The 19,951-nt window shown below is 61.3% G+C and carries 19 protein-coding genes; 10 read left to right on the forward strand and 9 right to left on the reverse strand.

Going from position 1 to position 19,951, the window contains the following annotated elements:
• Window positions 1-25 precede the first annotated feature (25 nt).
• Window positions 26-835, reverse strand: coding sequence for a putative RNA methyltransferase (locus FBY02_RS03375; protein WP_144923368.1), 810 nt, complete (start codon window positions 833-835; stop codon window positions 26-28).
• Window positions 835-1,986 (reverse strand): succinyl-diaminopimelate desuccinylase, encoded by a 1,152-nt coding sequence (gene dapE / locus FBY02_RS03380; RefSeq protein WP_144923371.1) that lies wholly within the window; start codon window positions 1,984-1,986, stop codon window positions 835-837. Before dapE ends, FBY02_RS03375 begins: the two co-directional genes overlap by 1 nt.
• A 254-nt stretch (window positions 1,987-2,240) precedes the next feature.
• Here dapE and tcdA point away from each other — a divergent pair, with 254 nt between their 5' ends.
• On the forward strand, window positions 2,241-3,053 hold the full coding sequence (gene tcdA, locus FBY02_RS03385; RefSeq protein ID WP_024779001.1) for a tRNA cyclic N6-threonylcarbamoyladenosine(37) synthase TcdA: 813 nt from the start codon (window positions 2,241-2,243) through the stop codon (window positions 3,051-3,053).
• 37 nt (window positions 3,054-3,090) lie between these two features.
• On the opposite strand, the gene FBY02_RS03390 is transcribed toward tcdA, so the two are convergent.
• The 4 genes from FBY02_RS03390 to FBY02_RS03405 form a co-directional block, all read right to left on the reverse strand.
• Window positions 3,091-3,495, reverse strand: a complete 405-nt coding sequence (locus FBY02_RS03390; RefSeq protein ID WP_144923377.1) for a SufE family protein — start codon at window positions 3,493-3,495, stop codon at window positions 3,091-3,093.
• Window positions 3,492-4,697 (reverse strand): aminotransferase class V-fold PLP-dependent enzyme, encoded by a 1,206-nt coding sequence (locus FBY02_RS03395; RefSeq protein WP_144923380.1) that lies wholly within the window; start codon window positions 4,695-4,697, stop codon window positions 3,492-3,494. Before FBY02_RS03395 ends, FBY02_RS03390 begins: the two co-directional genes overlap by 4 nt.
• Window positions 4,698-4,770: 73 nt before the next feature.
• Complete coding sequence (gene dapD, locus FBY02_RS03400; protein ID WP_144923383.1) at window positions 4,771-5,805, reverse strand: 2,3,4,5-tetrahydropyridine-2,6-dicarboxylate N-succinyltransferase; 1,035 nt, start codon at window positions 5,803-5,805, stop codon at window positions 4,771-4,773.
• Window positions 5,806-5,838: 33 nt separating this feature from the next.
• Window positions 5,839-6,201 (reverse strand): ArsC family reductase, encoded by a 363-nt coding sequence (locus FBY02_RS03405; protein ID WP_256662461.1) that lies wholly within the window; start codon window positions 6,199-6,201, stop codon window positions 5,839-5,841.
• 452 nt (window positions 6,202-6,653) lie between these two features.
• On the opposite strand from FBY02_RS03405, the gene FBY02_RS03410 reads away from it, so the two are divergent.
• Window positions 6,654-7,013: a DUF6124 family protein gene (locus FBY02_RS03410; RefSeq protein WP_144923389.1), complete on the forward strand. Its 360-nt coding sequence runs from the start codon at window positions 6,654-6,656 to the stop codon at window positions 7,011-7,013.
• A gap of 203 nt (window positions 7,014-7,216) precedes the next feature.
• On the opposite strand, the gene dapC is transcribed toward FBY02_RS03410, so the two are convergent.
• The 3 genes from dapC to map form a co-directional block, all read right to left on the reverse strand.
• Window positions 7,217-8,416, reverse strand: a complete 1,200-nt coding sequence (dapC, locus tag FBY02_RS03420) for a succinyldiaminopimelate transaminase (RefSeq protein WP_144923395.1) — start codon at window positions 8,414-8,416, stop codon at window positions 7,217-7,219.
• 135 nt (window positions 8,417-8,551) lie between these two features.
• Complete coding sequence (locus tag FBY02_RS03430) at window positions 8,552-11,254, reverse strand: [protein-PII] uridylyltransferase (protein ID WP_144923402.1); 2,703 nt, start codon at window positions 11,252-11,254, stop codon at window positions 8,552-8,554.
• Window positions 11,255-11,313: 59 nt separating this feature from the next.
• Window positions 11,314-12,096 (reverse strand): type I methionyl aminopeptidase, encoded by a 783-nt coding sequence (gene map, locus FBY02_RS03435; protein WP_047702012.1) that lies wholly within the window; start codon window positions 12,094-12,096, stop codon window positions 11,314-11,316.
• Between the two features lie 345 nt (window positions 12,097-12,441).
• Here map and rpsB point away from each other — a divergent pair, with 345 nt between their 5' ends.
• The 8 genes from rpsB to rseP all read left to right on the forward strand — a co-directional run bounded on the left by rpsB (window position 12,442) and on the right by rseP (window position 19,919).
• Window positions 12,442-13,179, forward strand: coding sequence for a 30S ribosomal protein S2 (gene rpsB / locus FBY02_RS03440; protein WP_033034560.1), 738 nt, complete (start codon window positions 12,442-12,444; stop codon window positions 13,177-13,179).
• Window positions 13,180-13,374: 195 nt separating this feature from the next.
• Window positions 13,375-14,241 carry a translation elongation factor Ts gene (gene tsf / locus FBY02_RS03445; protein ID WP_144923405.1) on the forward strand — a complete coding sequence of 289 codons (867 nt, stop codon included), beginning with the start codon at window positions 13,375-13,377 and terminating at the stop codon, window positions 14,239-14,241.
• A 213-nt stretch (window positions 14,242-14,454) separates the two neighbouring features.
• Complete coding sequence (gene pyrH, locus FBY02_RS03450) at window positions 14,455-15,198, forward strand: UMP kinase (RefSeq protein ID WP_003198235.1); 744 nt, start codon at window positions 14,455-14,457, stop codon at window positions 15,196-15,198.
• Complete coding sequence (frr, locus tag FBY02_RS03455; protein WP_144923407.1) at window positions 15,195-15,752, forward strand: ribosome recycling factor; 558 nt, start codon at window positions 15,195-15,197, stop codon at window positions 15,750-15,752. The genes pyrH and frr overlap by 4 nt, the downstream gene beginning before the upstream one ends.
• Window positions 15,753-15,765: 13 nt before the next feature.
• Window positions 15,766-16,521: a polyprenyl diphosphate synthase gene (gene uppS / locus FBY02_RS03460; RefSeq protein ID WP_144923410.1), complete on the forward strand. Its 756-nt coding sequence runs from the start codon at window positions 15,766-15,768 to the stop codon at window positions 16,519-16,521.
• Complete coding sequence (locus tag FBY02_RS03465; RefSeq protein WP_144923413.1) at window positions 16,521-17,327, forward strand: phosphatidate cytidylyltransferase; 807 nt, start codon at window positions 16,521-16,523, stop codon at window positions 17,325-17,327. The genes uppS and FBY02_RS03465 overlap by 1 nt, the downstream gene beginning before the upstream one ends.
• The gene (ispC, locus tag FBY02_RS03470) at window positions 17,324-18,514 is read left to right on the forward strand and encodes a 1-deoxy-D-xylulose-5-phosphate reductoisomerase (protein ID WP_144923416.1); all 1,191 of its coding nucleotides are present in this window, start codon (window positions 17,324-17,326) and stop codon (window positions 18,512-18,514) included. Before FBY02_RS03465 ends, ispC begins: the two co-directional genes overlap by 4 nt.
• Window positions 18,515-18,566: 52 nt before the next feature.
• A complete protein-coding gene (rseP, locus tag FBY02_RS03475; RefSeq protein WP_144923419.1) occupies window positions 18,567-19,919 on the forward strand; it encodes a sigma E protease regulator RseP in 1,353 nt (450 codons plus the stop codon).
• Window positions 19,920-19,951 lie beyond the last annotated feature (32 nt).

Raw genomic sequence — 19,951 nt, forward strand, 5'->3', positions numbered from 1 at the left:
AAAATCCATTCGCGGATTTGATCGGTTATTGAAGAACGAAATAATCGTAGCGCATCGACACCGTGACTTCGAACGGCTCGGCCTGCTCGATCACGCTGGCGCGGCGCTCGGCACTGGCGCGCCAGCCGTGGGGCGTCATCGCCAACAGGTTGGCACGGTCCTGGCCGTGTTTCAGGACCAGCTTGAATTCCAGGGTTTCGCTGTGCGCCAGCGCCATGCCCGAAGGGACCAGGGCCAGATGCTTGTCATCGGTGTACTCGCGCACTTCGTCGTACAGGCGTTCGCGCAACTCCATCAGGTGACCGCGGGTGGGACCGACTTTCATCAGGCCACCACCGGGGCTGAGCAGGCGCTTGGCCTCCTGCCAGTCCAGCGGGCTGAACACGCTCGCCAGGAATTGGCAGCAGCCGTCAGCCAGCGGCACCCGCGCCATGCTGGCGATCAACCAGGTCAGCTGTGGGTCGCGTTTACAGGCGCGCTTGACTGCCTCGCGGGAAATGTCCAGGGCATAACCATCGGCATCAGGCAGCGCGTCGGCGATCTGCGCGGTGTAATAGCCCTCGCCACAGCCGATGTCCAGCCAGCGGCCGGGGTTACGCTCAGCCGCCAGTTCGGCCAGGCGGCGGGCGACGGGGGCGTAGTGCCCGGCATTGAGGAAGTCGCGACGGGCTTCGACCATGGCCTGGTTGTCGCCAGGGTCGCGGCTGTTCTTGTGTTGCACCGGCAACAGGTTCAAGTAGCCCTGGCGGGCGCGGTCGAACCGATGCCCGGCCGCGCAGGCCACGCCATTATCCACCGCGTTCAGCGGTTCACTGCAGATCGGACACGCGAGCATCAGGCGAGCAACTTGACCAGCGTTTTGTAATAGATCTCGGTCAGTACATCGAGATCGGCCGCCAGCACGCGTTCGTTGACCTGGTGGATGGTCGCGTTGACCGGCCCCAGTTCCACCACTTGGGTGCCCATGGTGGCGATGAAACGACCGTCGGATGTGCCGCCGCTGGTGGAGGCCTGGGTTTCGCGACCGGTCACGTCCTTGATGCTCGACGATACGGCGTCCAGCAGCGCGCCCGGCTCGGTGAGGAACGGCAGGCCGGACAGGGCCCAGTCGATGTGCCAGTCCAGCTGATGCTTGTCGAGAATGTCAGCGACGCGCTGTTGCAGGCCTTCGACAGTGGACTCGGTGGAGAAGCGGAAGTTGAACACCGCCACCAGGTCACCCGGGATCACGTTGGTCGCGCCGGTGCCAGCGTTGAGGTTGGAGATCTGGAAACTGGTGGGCGGGAAGAAATCGTTGCCATGGTCCCAATGCTCGGCGGCCAGTTCCGCCAACGCCGGAGCCGCCAGGTGGATCGGGTTCTTCGCCAGGTGCGGGTAGGCCACGTGGCCTTGCTTGCCGCGCACGGTCAGCTTCGCACCGAGGGAGCCGCGACGGCCGTTCTTGACCACGTCGCCCACCAGGGTGGTGCTCGACGGCTCGCCGACGATGCACCAGTCCAGGCGCTCCTGGCGGGCCTTGAGGCGCTCGACCACGGCCTTGGTGCCGTGGTGGGCCGGACCTTCTTCATCACTGGTGATCAGGAACGTGATCGAGCCCTTGTGGTCCGGGTAGTCGGCGACGAACCGCTCAGCCGCCACTACCATCGCCGCGAGGCTGCCCTTCATGTCGGCCGCGCCACGGCCACAGAGCATGCCTTGGTCGTCGATGACCGCATCGAACGGGTCGAGCTGCCAGGCCTGCACCGGACCGGTCGGCACTACGTCGGTGTGCCCGGCGAAGCACAGTACCGGACCGTCGTGCTTGCCATGGCTGGCCCAGAAGTTATCCACATCCTCGATGCGCATCGGCTCGAGCTTGAAACCTGCATCGCCCAGGCGCTGCATCATCAGTTTCTGGCAATCGGCATCCACCGGCGTCACGGACGGACGGCGGATCAGGTCGCAGGCGAGTTGCAGGGTCGGCGAGAGGTCGGCGTGGGCCGTCATGGAAAGCTCCGGATCAGGGAATAGAGACATAGATCCCATGTGGGAGCGGGCTTGCTCGCGAAAGCGGTGTATCAGTCACACATGTATTGCCTGACACACCGCTTTCGCGAGCAAGCCCGCTCCCACAGGATCTGAGTCTGGCCATCGGTTAATGTTCGGCCAGCACTCACAAAATGGCGGTTATCTTATAGCAAAACGACGACCGATTGGTTTCCGGTGCCCTATAATGCGCGCCGGTTTTCAGGGTAATGTTCATGAGTACAGAAGATCCACGGTTTGCCGGCATCGCCCGTTTGTATGGCCTCGAAGGCCTGGAGCGCCTGCGGGCGGCCCATGTGGCGATTGTCGGGGTGGGTGGCGTCGGTTCCTGGGCGGCGGAAGCCATTGCCCGGTGTGGCGTGGGCGAGATTTCGCTGTTCGACCTGGACGATGTCTGTGTCAGCAACGCCAACCGCCAGTTGCACGCCCTGGACAGCACCGTCGGCAAACCCAAGGTCGAGGTGATGGCCGAGCGCCTGCGCGGGATCAATCCCGATTGCACGGTGCACGCCGTGGCGGACTTCGTCACCCGCGACACCATGGCCGAGTACATCACGCCGAACATCGACTGCGTGATCGACTGTATTGACAGTGTCAACGCCAAGGCGGCGCTGATCGCCTGGTGCAAGCGCCGCAAGATCCAGATCATCACCACCGGCGGCGCGGGCGGGCAGATCGACCCGACGCTGATCCAGGTCTGCGATCTGAACCGTACCTTCAATGACCCGCTGGCTTCGAAAGTCCGTTCTACCCTGCGCCGCGACTACGGTTTTTCCCGTACCGTGACCCGTCACTACAGCGTGCCCTGTGTGTTCTCCACCGAACAACTGCGCTACCCGAAACCGGACGGCAGCATTTGCTTGCAGAAGAGTTTCGTCGGCGACGGCGTGAAGCTCGACTGCGCCGGCGGGTTTGGCGCGGTGATGATGGTAACGGCGACGTTTGGCATGGTCGCGGCGACCAAGGCTGTGGATAAGATCGTGGCGGGTGTGCGGCGGCCGGCTGACAGGCTAAAGAGCGGGCAGTAACGGCTTTTGTGGCGAGGGGATAAATCCCTCGCCACAATCATTGTGCCAGTTGGTGCATCCGCTGTAACACCGCATTCAACCCATTGCTGCGCGACGGCGAAAGCTGGCGCGATAATCCCAACTCACTGAACCACCCCGGCAAATCCACCTGCTGCAACTCGGCGGCGGTCAACCCGTTGACCCGCGCCAGCAGCAGCGCCACCAGCCCACGAATCAACCGCGCATCGCTGGCCGCAGAGAATTGCCAGTGCCCATCCTGTAACTGGCCCACCAGCCACACCTGGCTTTCACAACCGCTGACCAGGTTGGCATCGCACTTTTCCGTCTCGCCCAAGGGCGGCAGACGCTCGCCCCATTGCATCAACAGCCGGGCGCGTTGTTCCCAGCCCGAGGCGTCCTGGAAGATTTGCAGCGCCGTGGCGGCATCGGCGGGCAGGTTCATCGCAGCATCTCCAGGGCCTGGTCGAGGGCTTCGAAGAAACGCTCGATATCGGCTGAGTCGTTGTACAGCGCCAGCGACACCCGGATCGCGCCCGACAACTGCAGATGCTTGAACAGTGGCATGGCGCAGTGATGCCCGGCGCGTACGGCAATGCCTTGTTCGGTCAATAGATGAGCGAGGTCGGCGTTGTGCACGCCGTCCACTACGAAACTGACCAATGCCAGCCGTGGATTGCCCACCAGGCGCACGCCGTTGCGCGCCAGCAGGCCGTGGAGCAGGTAGTCGTGCAACGCGCGCTCATGGTCAATGACATCTTGTGCGTCGAGGCCGGACAGATAATCCAGGGTCGCCCCCAGGCCGATCACGCTGGCGATGGGCGGTGTGCCGGCTTCGAAACCCAGGGGGGCGGGGCGGAACGTGGCGCGGTGGTAGTCGGCCTGTTGCACCATTTCGCCGCCGAACTGCCAATGACGCAGCTCGCCAAGGGCTTCGTTGCGGCCGAACAGCGCACCCAGCCCTTCGGGCCCATAGAGCTTGTGGCTAGAAAATACGTAGAAATCACAGCCCAGGGCCTGCACATCGTGACGTCCGTGGACCACACCCTGGGCACCGTCGATGACCGTCAGGGCGCCTTGGGCCTTGGCCAGGGCCAAGAGCGGCGGCAAGGGTTGCCAGGTGCCCAGCACGTTGGACAGCTGGCTCACCGCCAGCAAGCGTGTACGCGGGCCAATCAGGTCGGCGGCGGCGTCGAGGTTGATGACGCCGTGGGTGTCGAGCGGCAACACCACCAGCGTCAACGAGCGGCGCTCGGCTAGTTGCTGCCAGGGCAGCAGGTTGGCGTGGTGCTCCAGGGCGCTGATGACGATTTCATCGCCTGGATTGAATAAATGTTCCAGCCCGTAGGCCAGGAGGTTCAGCGCCGAAGTGGCGCCGTGGGTAAACACGATCTGCCCGCATTCCCCCGCATTGAGCCATTGCGACACCTTGAGGCGACTGTCTTCGAACGCCTGGGTGGCATGGGCGCCCGGCAGGTGTTGCGCGCGGTGCACGTTGGCCGCGCCGTTGGTGTAGTAATGCGCCAGGGCATCCAGCAGGGCCTGGGGTTTTTGCGTGGTAGCGGCGTTGTCCAGGTAGGTCTGGCCTTGCCGTTGCAGGGCGGCGATGGCCGGGAAATCGGCACGCCAGGGGGATTGGATCAACATGCTTTCGGGCCCTGCCGGGTTACGCCGGACGCTGTGGGAGCGGGCTTGCTCCCACAGGTGACGGTGAAGCGGCTTAGTTATGCGCGTGCAGTGCTTCGTTCAGCTCGATGGCCGACTTGTGGGTCTTGCATTCCACCGCGCCGGTTTCGGAGTTGCGACGGAACAGCAGGTCAGGCTGGCCGGCCAGGTCGCGGGCCTTGACCACTTTGACCAGCTGGTTGTTTTCATCCAGCAACGCCACCTTGGTACCGGCGGTCACGTACAGGCCCGATTCCACGGTGTTGCGGTCGCCCAATGGAATACCGATACCGGCGTTGGCACCGATCAGGCAGCCTTCGCCGACCTTGATCACGATGTTGCCACCACCCGACAGGGTGCCCATGGTGGAGCAACCGCCGCCCAGGTCCGAACCCTTGCCGACGAACACGCCCGCCGAGACACGCCCTTCGATCATGCCCGGGCCTTCGGTGCCGGCGTTGAAGTTGACGAAACCTTCGTGCATCACGGTGGTGCCTTCGCCCACGTAGGCGCCCAGGCGGATCCGTGCGGCATCGGCGATACGCACGCCGGCCGGAACCACGTAGTCAGTCATTTTCGGGAACTTGTCCACCGAGAACACTTCCAGCAACTCGCCACGCAGGCGGGCTTCGAGCTGGTGCTCGGCCAGTTCGCTGAGGTCGATCGCGCCCTGGCTGGTCCAGGCCACGTTCGGCAGCAACGGGAAAATGCCGGCCAGGTTCAGGCCATGGGGCTTGACCAGGCGATGGGACAGCAGGTGCAGCTTGAGGTAGGCCTCGGGGGTGGAGCTCAGTTGCGCATCTTCAGCCAGCAGGGTGGCGACCAGCGGCTTGTGGCTTTCGGCCAGGCGGGTCAGCAACGCGGCTTGTGCGGCATCGACACCCTTGAGGGCTTCAGCCAGTTGCGAAGCCTGGGCGGTGGTGAAGGTGATGGCCTGGTTGCCTTCGCTGTAGCCCAGGATCGGCACGATGGCCTTGACGATATCGGCCGACGGGTTGAGCAGTGGCTGTGCGTAGAACACTTCCAGCCAGACGCCTTGACGGTTTTGAGTGCCGACACCGAAGGCCAGGCTGAACAGGGTAGTGGACATGAACATTACCTCAACAAAATGGACTGGGCAGGCTTACTTGATTTCTGCCGCATAGATATCTGGCTTGAAGCCAATCAGGGTTCGGTCACCGAGATCGAGCACCGGGCGCTTGATCATCGAGGGTTGGGCGAGCATCAGTTCGATGGCTTTCGACTGGTCGAGATCGGCTTTGCGTTCGTCGTCGAGCTTGCGAAAGGTCGTACCGGCCCTATTCAACACCACTTGCCAGCCATGCTCGTTGCACCATTGGGTCAGGTGCTCACGGTCGATGCCGGCAATTTTATAGTCGTGAAAATCGTAGTGCACAGCGTGTTCATCGAGCCAGGTACGCGCCTTTTTCATGGTGTCACAGGCTTTGATGCCGAAAAGGTGCAACGTTTTGCTTGAATCGGTCAAGGAACTGCCCCCTTTGCAGGTGCCGGAAATAAAAGGTGAAGGATTATGCCATGACCGGACGGTTTCGGCTGCGGCCTTCCAAATGCCATTTAAGGTTTGGTGGAGGTGTTGCAGAGCTAAATCCCCTCGCCACAGGAAGTGCGGTCTGACAGACGCACCGAAGTTTCCGACAAGTTTTTAAGGTTGTCCGTCGGAAGCGAGGGCTCTAGCCTCTGGGGGTCGCTGCCAATTCAGCGACCGGACGTGAGAATCCGATCTCCTCTAGGCGTGCAGGCGCCGACCATATAAAGTGCAGGCGCTTTTCGTCTGCGCATTGTTATGGCGGCTGTGCGCGGGCATGCTTCGGCATGGCCGGGTTCCTAGAGACTCGGATTCTCACCCCGCGTATGGCTGCCACCCTCCGGTCCGTGAGAAGACTCGGTGGCGGCTCCCAATTCTCTAGGAGCAATAACATGATCAAAGAAACGCCGAATCCCCCAAAACCAGCCTCCACGTTCCCCTACGGCGACTACGCCCCTGAAAAGCTGCAAGAAGCCGCTGATCGCGCGTTGGATCTTTACCTCAAGCCTGACGACTGCGAGTCTGCCCCCAAGCCCTCAGTACAGTTATTCACTGTGGCTGACGGTGTCGACACCGAAGTGTTACTGGCCAATCTCAGCGAAACCCTGGCGTCTGCCAATGCAATGCTCAATGACCTTGCCTTCGATCAGGACGGCTCGCGACGACATGTAGCATTGGGAGTGGCCCAGATGATTGAGTTGGGCATGTTGTTGGCGAACAAGTGCCTGGACCGGGTAGAGCTTCGGACTTGATGCAATAGATACCGACCACCCGGCCCACACTGATCGTTCCCACGCTCCGCGTGGGAATGCCGCCAGGGACGCTCCGCGTTCCGCTTCTGGAAAGTGACGCAGAGCGTCACGGGATGCATGCCCACGCGGAGCGTGGGAACGATCAATCCCGTTAGAGCAAGCTCTCTCGCCACAGAACTTCAGTGTTCAACCGAAACGGTCCATCACCCGCGCCGCTGAATGAACGCCCGAATCCGCTCCGCCGCTTCCACACATTCCGCCAGCGGTGCGACCAGGGCCATGCGTACGCGCCCGGCGCCAGGGTTGACGCCATCCACTTCTCGGGACAGGTAGGAACCCGGCACCACGGTCACGTGTTCCTGTTCGAACAGGTCCCGGCAGAAGGCTGCGTCGTCGCCCGCCACGTTCGGCCACAGGTAGAAGCTGCCGTCGGGGCGTTGAACGTCCAGCACCGGGCTGAGGATGTCCAGCACGGCGTCGAACTTCTCTCGGTACAGCGTCCGGTTGGCCCGTACATGTTCCTCGTCGTTCCATGCGGCGATGCTCGCCAGTTGGGTCTGCACCGGCATCGCGCAGCCGTGGTAAGTGCGGTACAGCAGGAAACCTTTGAGGATGTCCGCGTCGCCGGCCACGAAACCGGAGCGCAGGCCTGGCAGGTTGGAGCGCTTGGACAGGCTGTGGAACACCACGCAGCGCTTGAAATCCTGGCGGCCGAGTTCGACGCAAGCGCTGAGCAGGCCCGGGGGCGGGGTCTGTTCGTCGAAGTACAGTTCGCTGTAGCACTCGTCGGCGGCGATCACGAAATCGTACTCGTCGGCCAGGGCGATGAGTTTCTTCAGCACGTCCACCGGAATCAATGCGCCGGTCGGGTTGCCAGGGGAGCACAGGAACAGGATCTGACAGCGTTTCCAGATGTCCGGTGAAACGGCGTCGAAGTCCGGGTTGAAGCCGTTTTCGTCCAGGCACGGCAGGTAGTGCGGCTTGGCCCCGGCCAGGAACGCGGCGCCTTCGTAGATCTGGTAGAACGGATTCGGGCTGACTACCAAGGCATCGTCGCCACGGTTGACCACGGTCTGGGTGAAGGCGAACAGCGCTTCACGGGTGCCGTTGACCGGTAGCACATGGCGCGCCGGGTCGAGCCAGCCGTTCGGTACATTGAAACGACGTTCGCACCAGCCAGTAATGGCTTCGCGCAAGGTTGGAATGCCCAGGGTGGTTGGATAAACGGCCATCTGATCCAGGTTGGCGGCCAGAGCCTCGGCGACGAAGCTGGGTGAGCGGTGCTTGGGTTCGCCGATGGACAACGCAATCGGCAGCTTGTCCGGGTTGGGCGTGACGCTGCCCAGCAGGGCGCGAAGCTTTTCGAACGGGTAGGGCTGCAACTGGTTCAGGGCGTTGTTCATTGGGGCCTCTTCAATATGGGGCACTGTCCTGTGGGAGCGGGCTTGCTCGCGAAAGCGGTGTATCAGCTATAGAGAGGTCGACTGACACTCCGCTTTCGCGAGCAAGCCCGCTCCCACAAAAGGAAGTTTGTGGGTTCAGATGTTGATGCGTGTCAGGCTGGCATCGGGTTCCTGGTTGACGCTCAAATGCTGGACGATCGCGTCCTGCAGGCGACTGCACAGCAGGGGATCGGACAACGGCTGGTTATGGGCGTCGGTGATAAAGAAGACGTCTTCCACCCGCTCGCCAAGGGTAGCGATCTTGGCGTTCTGCAACGACAAGTCGAACTCCAGGAAAATATGACCGACCCGTGCCAGCAAGCCGGGGCGGTCCGGGGCGCTGAGTTCCAGCACCGTGATCTGGCGCTGGGCATCGTTGTGGATCGTCACCTGCGGGGCGAACGCGAAGTGCTTGAGCTGGCGTGGCACCCGCCGCTGGATGATGGTCGGGTAGTCCGCCGGGTTGCGCAAGGCTTCGGTGAGGCCGTCGCGAATCTGCTTGATCCGTGCAGGGTTATCGCCAATCGAATCGCCGTCGGTGTCGAGCACGATATAGGTGTCGAGGGTGAACTGGCTGCTGGACGTGATGATCCGCGCATCGTGGATGTTGAGGTTGAGCTGGTCCATCGCGGCCACGGTCACGGCGAAGAAGTCATGTTGGTCCGGCGCGTAGATGAAGATCTGCGTGCCGCCTTCGAACTCGCGCTGCGTGGTTTCCTTGATCAACACCAGCGGCCCACCATCGGCCGGTTGCTGCAGGATCGCGTCGCTGTGCCAGGCCACGTCGCCAGCGGTGTGGCGCAGGAAATAATCGTCGCCCAGTTGCGACCAGAGCTGCTCGACGTCGTCCGGGTCGGTGCCACCGCGCACCAGGATATCCAGGGCAGCGCTTTGGGTGCGACGGATCTGCTCTTCGCGGTCCACCGGGTTTTCCAGGCCCCGGCGCAAGGCCCGCTTGGTCTCGGTGTAAAGCTGGCGCAACAGGCTGGCCCGCCAGGAGTTCCACAAGGTCGGATTGGTGGCGTTGATGTCGGCCACCGTCAGCACATAGAGGTAATCCAGGCGCGTTTCATCGCCGACGATCTGGGCGAAATCGTGGATCACCTGCGGGTCGGACAGGTCCTTGCGCTGGGCGGTGGTCGACATCACCAGGTGGTTCTGCACCAGCCAGACGATCAGCCGGCTGTCCCACAGGGGCAATTGATGGCGCTGACAGAACGCCTCGGCATCCACCGCGCCGATTTCGGAGTGGTCACCGTGGCGGCCCTTGCCAATGTCGTGGTACAGCCCAGCCATGTAGATCAGCTCGGGCTTGGGCAGCTTGCCCATGAGCTTGCTGGCCAGCGGGAATTTCTCCGACACCTGGGTGTACTGCAACTTACGCAGGTGCTTGATCAGGTTCAGGGTATGGGCATCGACCGTATAGATGTGGAACAGGTCATGCTGCATCTGCCCGACGATAAAGCCGAACTCCGGCAGGTAGCGCCCGAGGATCCCGTAACGGTTCATGCGTCGCAGGTTGCGGTGCACGCCGATCTTGCACTTGAACAGCTCGATGAACAGGCTGGTATTGCGGATGTCGTGGCGGAAGTCTTCATCGATCAGGTGACGGTTTTCCCGCAGCAGGCGAATGGTATCGGCGCGTACACCCTTGATTTCCGGCTGCTGGGCCATCAGCACGAAGATTTCGAGCATGGCGAAGGGGGTGCGACGGAACACGTTGGCGTTGCGTGCTTCGATGTACCCGTCATGCAACTGGAGCCGGGAGTTGATCGGCTGCGGTGGCGCACTGTCTTCCGGAGCGAGGATGACTTCCTCGAAATGCTGGATGATCAGTTCGCTGAGCTGGGCGATGCTCATCACCACCCGGTAATACTGCTGCATGAAGTTTTCGATGGCCTGCTTGGCATCCTGGCCCTCGAAGCCCAGCAGGCTCGCGATGGAGCGCTGGTGATCGAACAGCAAGCGGTCTTCAGAGCGCCCGGCGAGCATGTGCAATGCGTAGCGGACCTTCCACAAGAATTCCTGTGATGAAGCCAGCAAGGCGTTCTCGCTTTCCACCAGGAAACCCTCGCCGGCCAGGTTACGCAGGTTCAGCGTGCCGTACTGGCGGCGGGCGACCCAGAGGATCGTCTGGATGTCCCGCAGCCCCCCGGGCGAGCCCTTGACGTTGGGTTCCAGGTTGTACTCGGTGTCGTTGTATTTGTGATGGCGGGCCTTCTGCTCGGCGCGCTTGGCCAGGAAGAAATCCTTGCTCGGCCACATGTGCGCCGTGCTGGTCACCTCGAGCATGCGCTGGCGCAGCTGCTCGGGGCCGGCAATGGTGCGACTTTCCATCAGGTTGGTCACCACCGTCAGGTCGGCGCGGGCCTCATCGGCGCATTCCTGCACCGAGCGCACGCTCTGGCCAACCTCCAGGCCGATATCCCACAGCAGCGTCAGGAAACGTTCGATGGAGTCGCGAAAGATCTCATGATCGGCGCTGTCGAGCAGGATCAGCAGGTCGATATCGGAGTAAGGGTGCAATTCGCCACGCCCGTAGCCTCCCACTGCCACCAGGGCGATGTCGGCATCCAGGCTCCAGTCGAACTGCTCCCAGGCCTTCTGCAGGATATTGTCGACGAACCAGGCGCGGTCCTCGATCAGCCGGCGGATATCCCGGCCATTGCGAAAGCGCTGGTCGAGTACTTCGTGGGCCTGGCGGATCGCCTTCTTGAAGGCCGGGATGGGGCTTGCCTTCAGGGCCAGTTCAGCCTGGAACTGGCCACGGTCGAAGAGTTCGGGATCCACCTGCGGCATCGAATGGCTTTCCTTTCTATCTATCTATCTATCTATCTATAGCGGTACGCTGGTTTCGCTCAGGCGGAAACGCGAGGGATGGTGTCGTCGCTGCGCAGGGTGAAGATCTCGTATCCGGTCTCGGTCACCAGCAGGGTGTGTTCCCATTGGGCCGACAGCTTGCGGTCCTTGGTGATGGCGGTCCAACCGTCGCCCAGGACCTTGGTGTCGGCGCGACCCTGGTTGATCATCGGCTCGATGGTGAAGGTCATGCCCGCCTGGAGTTCCATGCCGGTGCCGGCACGACCGTAGTGCAGGATCTGCGGCTCTTCGTGGAAGACCTTGCCAATGCCGTGGCCGCAGAACTCACGCACCACCGAAAAACCGTTCTTCTGCGCATGCTTCTGGATCACTTCACCGATGTCCCCCAGGCGGCAACCCGGCTTCACCAGTTCAATGGCCATGTACATGCATTCCTGGGTGACTTTCGACAGGCGCTGGGCCCACTCCGGCACGTTGCCGACATGGAACATGCGGCTGGTGTCGCCGTGATAGCCGTCCTTGATCACGGTGACGTCGATGTTCAGCGTGTCGCCATCCTTCAACGGTTTCTCGTTGGGAATGCCGTGGCAGACCACGTGGTTGATCGAAGTGCAGATCGACTTCGGGAAGCCCTTGTAGTTGAGCGGCGCCGGAATGGCTTTCTGCTCGTTGACGATGTAGTCGTGGCAGATGCGGTCCAGCTCTTCGGTGGTCACGCCCGGCTTGACGTAATCGGCGATCATTTCCAGGACTTCGGCGGCAAGCTTGCCGGCGACGCGCATTTTTGCGATGTCCTCGGGGGTCTTGAGGGTGACGGTCATACAGGCTCTCTCTGCGCCCGGCGGCGCTGTTCGAAACGAAATGGGCGGCGGATGATGACCAGCACGGCCCTGAAAACGCGATTCTAACAGACGAACCGTACAAAGAGCTCCCCAGCCCGAACTCAGTGGCGAGGGGATAAATCCCCTCGCCACAAGAGGTTTTCAGAATCCGGGTTCCGTTTTCGCCCTTGCTGTGGTATAAAATGCGCCGCTTTCCGGGGATGACCCCGTGAGCTTAAATCCACACACGTGTCGACACGATGACCTGGGTGCCTTCGGTTTATATAGCCGCTGGTTGGTCATTGGGATACGTGGAGGCCAAACCCGACTTATCAAGGAACTATCATGTCCCAAGTCAACATGCGCGATATGCTGAAGGCCGGTGTGCACTTCGGTCACCAGACCCGTTACTGGAACCCGAAAATGGGCAAGTACATTTTCGGCGCGCGTAACAAGATCCACATCATCAACCTTGAAAAAACCCTGCCGATGTTCAACGAAGCACTGACCTTCGTAGAGCGCCTGGCCCAGGGCAAAAACAAGATTCTGTTCGTCGGCACCAAGCGTTCCGCTGGCAAGATCGTTGCTGAAGAAGCAGCACGTTGCGGTTCGCCGTACGTCGATCACCGCTGGTTGGGCGGCATGCTGACCAACTTCAAGACAATCCGCGCTTCCATCAAGCGTCTGCGTGATCTTGAAGTCCAGTCCGAAGACGGCACTTTCGCCAAGCTGACCAAGAAAGAAGCGCTGATGCGCACTCGCGATCTTGAGAAGCTGGACCGCTCCCTGGGCGGTATCAAGGACATGGGCGGTCTGCCTGACGCGCTGTTCGTGATCGACGTTGACCACGAGCGCATCGCGATCACCGAAGCCAACAAGCTGGGTATCCCGGTCATCGGCGTTGTCGATACCAACAGCAGCCCGGAAGGCGTTGACTACATCATCCCAGGCAACGATGACGCCATCCGCGCCATCCAGCTGTACATGGGTTCGATGGCTGACGCTGTTATCCGTGGTCGCAACAACGTTCAAGGCGGTACCGAAGTCTTCGCTGAAGAAGCTCCGGCAGCAGCCGCTGAGTAATTGACGCCCCTGGCGTTGACTCAGTAAGCAAAAAGGGGGCTTGGCCCCCTTTTTGCCACCTCGAAAACCATTTGTCGCCAGCGCAGCTACCTGTTTGTCATCTGTCGCGGTCTATAAACAACGGTTTTCCAGGAAGAATTGATCGCCCGTTCGATCGGGTGGAATGGTTGAAAACCTATCCAAGAGGATTTTGAAATGGCAGAGATTACTGCAGCGTTGGTCAAAGAACTGCGCGAGCGTACCGGCGAAGGCATGATGGACTGCAAGAAAGCCTTGACCAAGGCTGGCGGCGACATCGAGAAAGCCATTGATGACATGCGTGCTTCGGGCGCCATCAAGGCTGCCAAGAAGGCTGGCAACGTTGCCGCTGAAGGCGCCATCGCCGTCAAGGACAACGGTAAGGCCGCCGTTCTGCTGGAAGTCAACTCCCAGACCGACTTCCTGGCTCTGCAGGATGACTTCAAGGCATTCGTCGCTGCCAGCGTCGAGAAAGCCTTTGCTGAGAAAATGACCGATGCCGCTCCGCTGATCGAAGCTCAGGAACAAGCGCGCCTGGTGTTGGTTGGCAAGACCGGCGAGAACGTCAATATCCGTCGTCTGGTTCGCGTTGAAGGTGACGTGGTCGGTACTTACCTGCACGGCAACAAGATCGGCGTTGCGGTTGTCCTGAAGGGCGGCGACACCGAGCTGGCGAAAGACATCGCCATGCACGTAGCAGCGACCAATCCTGAGTTCCTGCTGCCTTCGGACGTTTCGGCTGAAGCGATCGAGCGCGAAAAAGCCGTTTTCCTGCAACTGAACGAAGAGAAGCTCAAGGGCAAGCCTGCCGACATCGCCGAGAAGATGGTGGCCGGTCGTATCTCCAAGTTCCTGGCTGAAGCCAGCCTGGTCGAGCAGGCGTTCGTCAAGAACCCTGAAGTCAAGGTCGGTGACCTGGCGAAGAAAGCCGGTGCTGAAATCGTCTCCTTCACCTACTTCAAAGTAGGCGAGGGCATCGAGAAGCCGGTCGACAACTTCGCCGAAGAAGTTGCCGCCCAGTTAGCTGCTGCCAACAAGCAATAAGACAGGTTTTACAACTGTCGCCCAGAAGAGGCTGCCCGCTCACGCGCGCAGCCTCTTTTCGGATGAGGATGCCGATTTTTATTGGTTTCCTGTCGGAACTGACTTACAAAGCCGTGTTCCGATGGCGCTGTGTCAGCGTCACGCTAGAGTGAGTGCAGGCTGCAAAATAGTCTGCCCAGAATTTTCGTAAATACGCCGCAGGAGAGATTCGCAATGGCTCAGCAGGGCAGTGGTTATCAGGCTCGCTATAAACGCATTCTACTCAAGCTTAGCGGCGAGGCCCTGATGGGCTCGGAAGAGTTCGGGATCGATCCGAAAGTGCTGGACCGCATGGCCCTCGAAGTAGGTCAACTGGTCGGGATCGGCGTTCAGGTCGGCCTGGTTATCGGCGGCGGCAACCTGTTCCGTGGTGCAGCGCTGAGCGCGGCCGGCATGGATCGGGTCACGGGCGACCATATGGGCATGCTGGCCACTGTGATGAACGCCCTGGCTATGCGCGACGCCTTGGAGCGTGCCAATATCTCGGCCATCGTGATGTCGGCCATTTCCATGGTTGGCGTGACCGATCACTACGATCGCCGCAAAGCCATGCGCCACCTCAACTCCAAGGAAGTGGTGATTTTTGCCGCTGGTACCGGTAATCCGTTCTTCACCACGGATTCGGCGGCTTGCCTGCGAGCGATCGAAATCGATGCCGATGTCGTGCTCAAGGCAACCAAGGTCGATGGTGTCTACACCGCCGACCCGTTCAAGGACCCGCATGCCGAGAAGTTCGATCATCTGACCTACGATGAAGTGCTGGATCGCAAGCTGGGTGTCATGGACCTGACGGCTATCTGTCTGTGCCGCGACCACAAGATGCCGTTGCGTGTCTTCAACATGAACAAGCCCGGTGCCCTGCTGAATATCGTGCACGGTGGCGCCGAAGGAACCCTGATCGAGGAAGTTCAACAATGATCAATGAAATCAAGAAAGACGCCCAAGCGCGTATGCAGAAATCCCTGGAGTCCCTGAGTCACGCATTTGGCCAGATTCGTACCGGCAAGGCTCACCCGGACATCCTGGGCAGCGTGATGGTCCCTTATTATGGCGCCGACACCCCTATCACCAGCGTCGCTAATATTACCGTAAAGGATTCGCGGACCCTGCAGGTCGTGGCCTTTGAGCGCAACATGCTCGCGGCGGTCGACAAGGCGATCCAGAGCGCCGGCTTGAATCTCAACCCGACCAACCTGGGCGAGTTGCTGCTCATCTCCATGCCTGCCCTGACCGAGGAAACCCGCAAGGGCTTCACCAAGCAGGCGCGCAGCGCTGCCGAAGATGCGCGCGTCGCCGTGCGCAATATTCGACGCGATGCCCTGGGCGAACTGAAGAAGTTGGCCAAGGACAAGGAGATCAGCGAAGACGAAGAACGTCGCGCGGCGGCCGATATCCAGAAACTGACCGACAAGGCAGAGGCTGATATCGATGCGGCCACCAAGCAGAAAGAAGCGGATCTGATGGCCGTATAAGGGTCTCGTTTTCATGGATAAGACCAAGCAGGCCGCGTCGTTCGCGGTGCCGCGCCACGTAGCGATCATCATGGACGGCAACAACCGCTGGGCCAAGAAACGCTTCATGCCCGGTGTCGCCGGGCACAAGGCGGGGGTCGATGCGGTTCGCGCGGTCATCGAGGTGTGCGCCGAGGCTGGCGTCGAGGTGCTGACCCTGTTCGCGTTTTCCAGCGAAAACTGGCAGCGCCCGGCCGACGAGGTCAGTGCCTTGATGGAGTTGTTCCTCAAAGCCTTGCGTCGTGAGGCCAAGCGCCTCAACGAGAACAGCATCAGCCTGCGCATCATCGGTGATCGCGCGCGCTTCCATCCAGAGTTGCAGGCTGCGATGCGCGACGCCGAGGCCGCGACGGCCGGCGCCGATCGGTTTGTCCTGCAGATCGCCGCCAACTACGGCGGTCAGTGGGACATTGCCCAGGCAGCCCAGCGGCTGGCGCGGGAAGTCCAGGCCGGGCACTTGCGGCCGGAAGACATCACGCCTGAACTGCTGCAGACCTGTCTGGCCACGGGCGACTTGCCCTTGCCGGACCTGTGCATCCGCACCGGTGGCGAACATCGCATCAGTAATTTCCTCCTTTGGCAGCTGGCTTACGCCGAGCTGTACTTCTCCGACCTGTTCTGGCCGGACTTCAAACACGAAGCCATGCGCGTTGCGCTGGCTGATTTCGCTTCCCGTCAGCGTCGTTTCGGTAAAACGAGCGAGCAGATCGAAGCTGGAGCCCGGGTTTAATGCTCAAACAACGAATCATCACTGCACTGATCCTGTTACCCATCGCCCTGTGTGGCTTCTTCCTGCTTGATGGTGCCGGCTTCGCCCTGTTCATCGGGCTGGTCGTGACACTGGGGGCGTGGGAGTGGGCGCGGCTGGCCGGCTTTGCCGCGCAGTCGGCCCGTGTGACCTACGCTGCCGTCGTGGCGGCGATGCTCTTTGTCATGTACGTGGTGCCCGGTATTGCGCCCTGGGTGCTGGGTGCTTCGGTGCTTTGGTGGACAGCGGCAACCTTCCTGGTGTTGACCTACCCGCAAACGACCCATCATTGGGCCAACGCCGCGACCAAACTGATGATCGGCCTGTTGATCCTGCTGCCGGCCTGGCAGGGGCTCATCTGGATCAAGCAAGGTGCGCTGGGCAACTGGCAGATCATGGCGGTGATGGTGCTGGTCTGGGGGGCTGACGTCGGCGCCTACTTCTCCGGTAAGGCATTCGGCAAGCGCAAGCTCGCGCCCAAAGTCAGTCCCGGGAAGAGTTGGGAAGGGGTCTACGGTGGCCTGGCCTTGAGCCTGGTGATTACGACGATCGTTGGCGTCATGCGGGAATGGACGGCCGGCCAGTTGCTGATCGGTCTGTTTGGCGCCGCCCTGATTGTCTTCGTTTCGGTAGTCGGGGACCTGACCGAAAGCATGTTCAAGCGCCAGTCCGGGATAAAGGATAGTAGCAATCTGCTGCCTGGCCACGGCGGTGTGCTGGATCGTATCGACAGTCTGACCGCAGCGGTCCCGATCTTCGCTGTGCTGCTGTGGATGGCGGCGTCGTGAGTCGCCCCCAGCAGATCACTGTCCTGGGTGCTACCGGTTCGATCGGCCTGAGTACGCTGGACGTCATCGGCCGGCACCCGGAGCGCTACCAGGTGTTCGCCCTCAGCGGCTTCACGCGCCTGAGCGAGTTGCTGGCGTTATGCATTCGTCACACCCCACGGTTTGCCGTGGTGCCCGAGGTCGGCGTGGCACGGGCGCTGCAGGATGACTTGCGTGCAGCCGGCTTGCAGACCCGCGTGCTGGTAGGTGAGGAGGGCCTGTGCGAAGTGGCCTCCGATCCTGAAGTCGATGCAGTGATGGCGGCGATCGTCGGTGCTGCGGGGCTGCGCCCGACGCTGGCTGCGGTGAAGGCCGGCAAGAAGATCCTGTTGGCCAACAAGGAAGCGCTGGTCATGTCCGGCGCGTTGTTCATGCAGGCAGTGGGCAAAAGTGGTTCGGTGCTGCTGCCGATCGACAGTGAACACAATGCGATTTTTCAATGCATGCCACGGGATTTCTCCCGTGGCCTGGGCGCCGTGGGTGTCCGGCGGATCTTGCTGACCGCTTCCGGCGGTCCGTTCCGGCAGACGCCGCTGACAGAATTGGAACATGTTTCACCCGAGCAGGCCTGTGCCCATCCGAACTGGTCCATGGGCCGCAAGATTTCCGTGGATTCAGCCAGCATGATGAATAAGGGCCTTGAGCTGATCGAGGCTTGCTGGCTTTTCGATGCAAGGCCGTCCCAGGTCGAGGTGGTGATTCATCCGCAGAGTGTGATCCACTCGCTGGTGGATTATGTAGACGGTTCGGTGCTGGCCCAATTGGGCAACCCGGACATGCGCACGCCCATCGCCAACGCGCTGGCCTGGCCGGATCGAATCGATTCGGGTGTGGCCCCGTTGGACCTGTTTGCCGTCGCCCGCCTGGATTTCCAGGCACCCGATGAGCAACGCTTCCCTTGCCTGCGCCTGGCGCGGCAGGCGGCCGAGGCGGGCAACAGTGCTCCGGCCATGCTGAACGCTGCCAATGAAGTGGCGGTCGCCGCGTTTCTTGATGGGCGTGTCCGTTACCTCGAAATCGCGAGTATCATCGAGGAAGTCTTGAATCTCGAGGCTGTGGTTGCCCTCGATGACCTCGACGCGGTGTTCACCGCGGACGCCCGGGCCCGCGAGTTGGCGGGGCAATGGCTGAGGCGCCATGGACGTTGAGGCTGCGGTACGTTAGCCGGGACTGCCCTGGACAGGATTGCGGAGAAAACAGATGAGCGCGCTCTATATGATTGTCGGCACCCTGGTGGCATTGGGTGTGCTGGTTACTTTTCACGAATTCGGTCATTTCTGGGTCGCCCGTCGCTGCGGCGTGAAAGTCCTGCGGTTTTCCGTCGGCTTCGGCATGCCCTTGCTGCGCTGGCATGACAAGCAGGGCACCGAATTCGTCGTGGCCGCCATCCCGCTGGGCGGCTACGTAAAGATGCTCGACGAGCGTGAGGGTGAGGTGCCCGTCGATCAGCTCGATCAATCCTTCAACCGCAAGACTGTCCGGCAGCGCATCGCCATCGTGGCGGCGGGGCCGATCGCCAATTTCCTGCTGGCCATGGTGTTCTTCTGGGCGCTGGCCATGCTGGGGAGCGAGCAGGTACGTCCTGTCATTGGTGCGGTCGAGGCCGGCAGCGTCGCGGCCCGGGCCGGATTGAGCGCCGGTGAGGAAATCGTTGCCATCGATGGCGAGCCGACTTCCGGCTGGGCCGCCGTCAACCTGCAACTCGTGCGTCGCCTGGGTGAGAGTGGTTCGTTGCAGTTGATGGTGCGCGAGCAAGGCTCGACGACGGATTCTCCGCGGGAACTGGTTCTCGATAACTGGCTCAAGGGGGCTGATGAGCCGGATCCGATCCGTTCCCTGGGCATCCGCCCCTGGCGTCCGGCACTGCCGCCGGTATTGGCCGAGCTCGACCCGAAGGGGCCGGCCCAGGCTGCCGGGCTGAAGACCGGCGATCGCCTGTTGGCCCTTGATGGTCAATCGGTCACTGACTGGCAGCAGGTGGTCGACGCGGTTCGTGTACGTCCTGATACCAAAATTGTGCTGCGCGTCGAGCGCGACGGTGCTCCAATCGACGTCCCGGTGGCCTTGGCCTCCCGTGGCGAGAGCAAGACCCCGGCAGGCTACCTGGGGGCGGGTGTCAAGGCTGTCGACTGGCCGTCGGAGATGATCCGCGAGGTCAGCTTCGGTCCGGTTGCGGCGATTGGCGAGGGTGCACGTCGTACCTGGACCATGAGTGTCCTGACCCTCGACTCACTGAAGAAAATGTTGTTCGGCGAGCTCTCGGTAAAAAACTTGAGTGGACCGATAACCATTGCTAAAGTGGCGGGCGCTTCTGCCCAGTCGGGCGTTGCTGATTTCCTGAATTTCCTTGCTTATCTGAGCATTAGCCTGGGGGTTCTGAATTTGCTGCCTATCCCGGTATTGGATGGGGGGCATCTGCTGTTCTATCTGATCGAGTGGGCGCGTGGTCGTCCCTTGTCGGATCGGGTTCAAGGTTGGGGGATACAGATCGGTATCAGCTTGGTGGTCGGGGTGATGTTGCTTGCCTTGGTCAACGATCTGGGTCGTCTGTAACGCTTCGCTGAATTGCGAATCTGCCGCATTTT

It is taken from the genome of Pseudomonas sp. SJZ078, from assembly GCF_007828255.1.
In the GTDB taxonomy this organism is placed as follows: Bacteria; Pseudomonadota; Gammaproteobacteria; order Pseudomonadales; family Pseudomonadaceae; genus Aquipseudomonas.

Excerpts from the sequence above, each read along its gene's own strand:
- FBY02_RS03375 (WP_144923368.1), bottom strand. The coding sequence starts at position 835 with ATGCTCGCGTGTCCGATCTGCAGTGAACCGCTGAACGCGGTGGATAAT.
- dapE (WP_144923371.1), bottom strand. The coding sequence starts at position 1,986 with ATGACGGCCCACGCCGACCTCTCGCCGACCCTGCAACTCGCCTGCGAC.
- tcdA (WP_024779001.1), top strand. The coding sequence starts at position 2,241 with ATGAGTACAGAAGATCCACGGTTTGCCGGCATCGCCCGTTTGTATGGC.
- FBY02_RS03390 (WP_144923377.1), bottom strand. The coding sequence starts at position 3,495 with ATGAACCTGCCCGCCGATGCCGCCACGGCGCTGCAAATCTTCCAGGAC.
- FBY02_RS03395 (WP_144923380.1), bottom strand. The coding sequence starts at position 4,697 with ATGTTGATCCAATCCCCCTGGCGTGCCGATTTCCCGGCCATCGCCGCC.
- dapD (WP_144923383.1), bottom strand. The coding sequence starts at position 5,805 with ATGTCCACTACCCTGTTCAGCCTGGCCTTCGGTGTCGGCACTCAAAAC.
- FBY02_RS03410 (WP_144923389.1), top strand. The coding sequence starts at position 6,654 with ATGATCAAAGAAACGCCGAATCCCCCAAAACCAGCCTCCACGTTCCCC.
- dapC (WP_144923395.1), bottom strand. The coding sequence starts at position 8,416 with ATGAACAACGCCCTGAACCAGTTGCAGCCCTACCCGTTCGAAAAGCTT.
- FBY02_RS03430 (WP_144923402.1), bottom strand. The coding sequence starts at position 11,254 with ATGCCGCAGGTGGATCCCGAACTCTTCGACCGTGGCCAGTTCCAGGCT.
- map (WP_047702012.1), bottom strand. The coding sequence starts at position 12,096 with ATGACCGTCACCCTCAAGACCCCCGAGGACATCGCAAAAATGCGCGTC.
- rpsB (WP_033034560.1), top strand. The coding sequence starts at position 12,442 with ATGTCCCAAGTCAACATGCGCGATATGCTGAAGGCCGGTGTGCACTTC.
- tsf (WP_144923405.1), top strand. The coding sequence starts at position 13,375 with ATGGCAGAGATTACTGCAGCGTTGGTCAAAGAACTGCGCGAGCGTACC.
- pyrH (WP_003198235.1), top strand. The coding sequence starts at position 14,455 with ATGGCTCAGCAGGGCAGTGGTTATCAGGCTCGCTATAAACGCATTCTA.
- frr (WP_144923407.1), top strand. The coding sequence starts at position 15,195 with ATGATCAATGAAATCAAGAAAGACGCCCAAGCGCGTATGCAGAAATCC.
- uppS (WP_144923410.1), top strand. The coding sequence starts at position 15,766 with ATGGATAAGACCAAGCAGGCCGCGTCGTTCGCGGTGCCGCGCCACGTA.
- FBY02_RS03465 (WP_144923413.1), top strand. The coding sequence starts at position 16,521 with ATGCTCAAACAACGAATCATCACTGCACTGATCCTGTTACCCATCGCC.
- rseP (WP_144923419.1), top strand. The coding sequence starts at position 18,567 with ATGAGCGCGCTCTATATGATTGTCGGCACCCTGGTGGCATTGGGTGTG.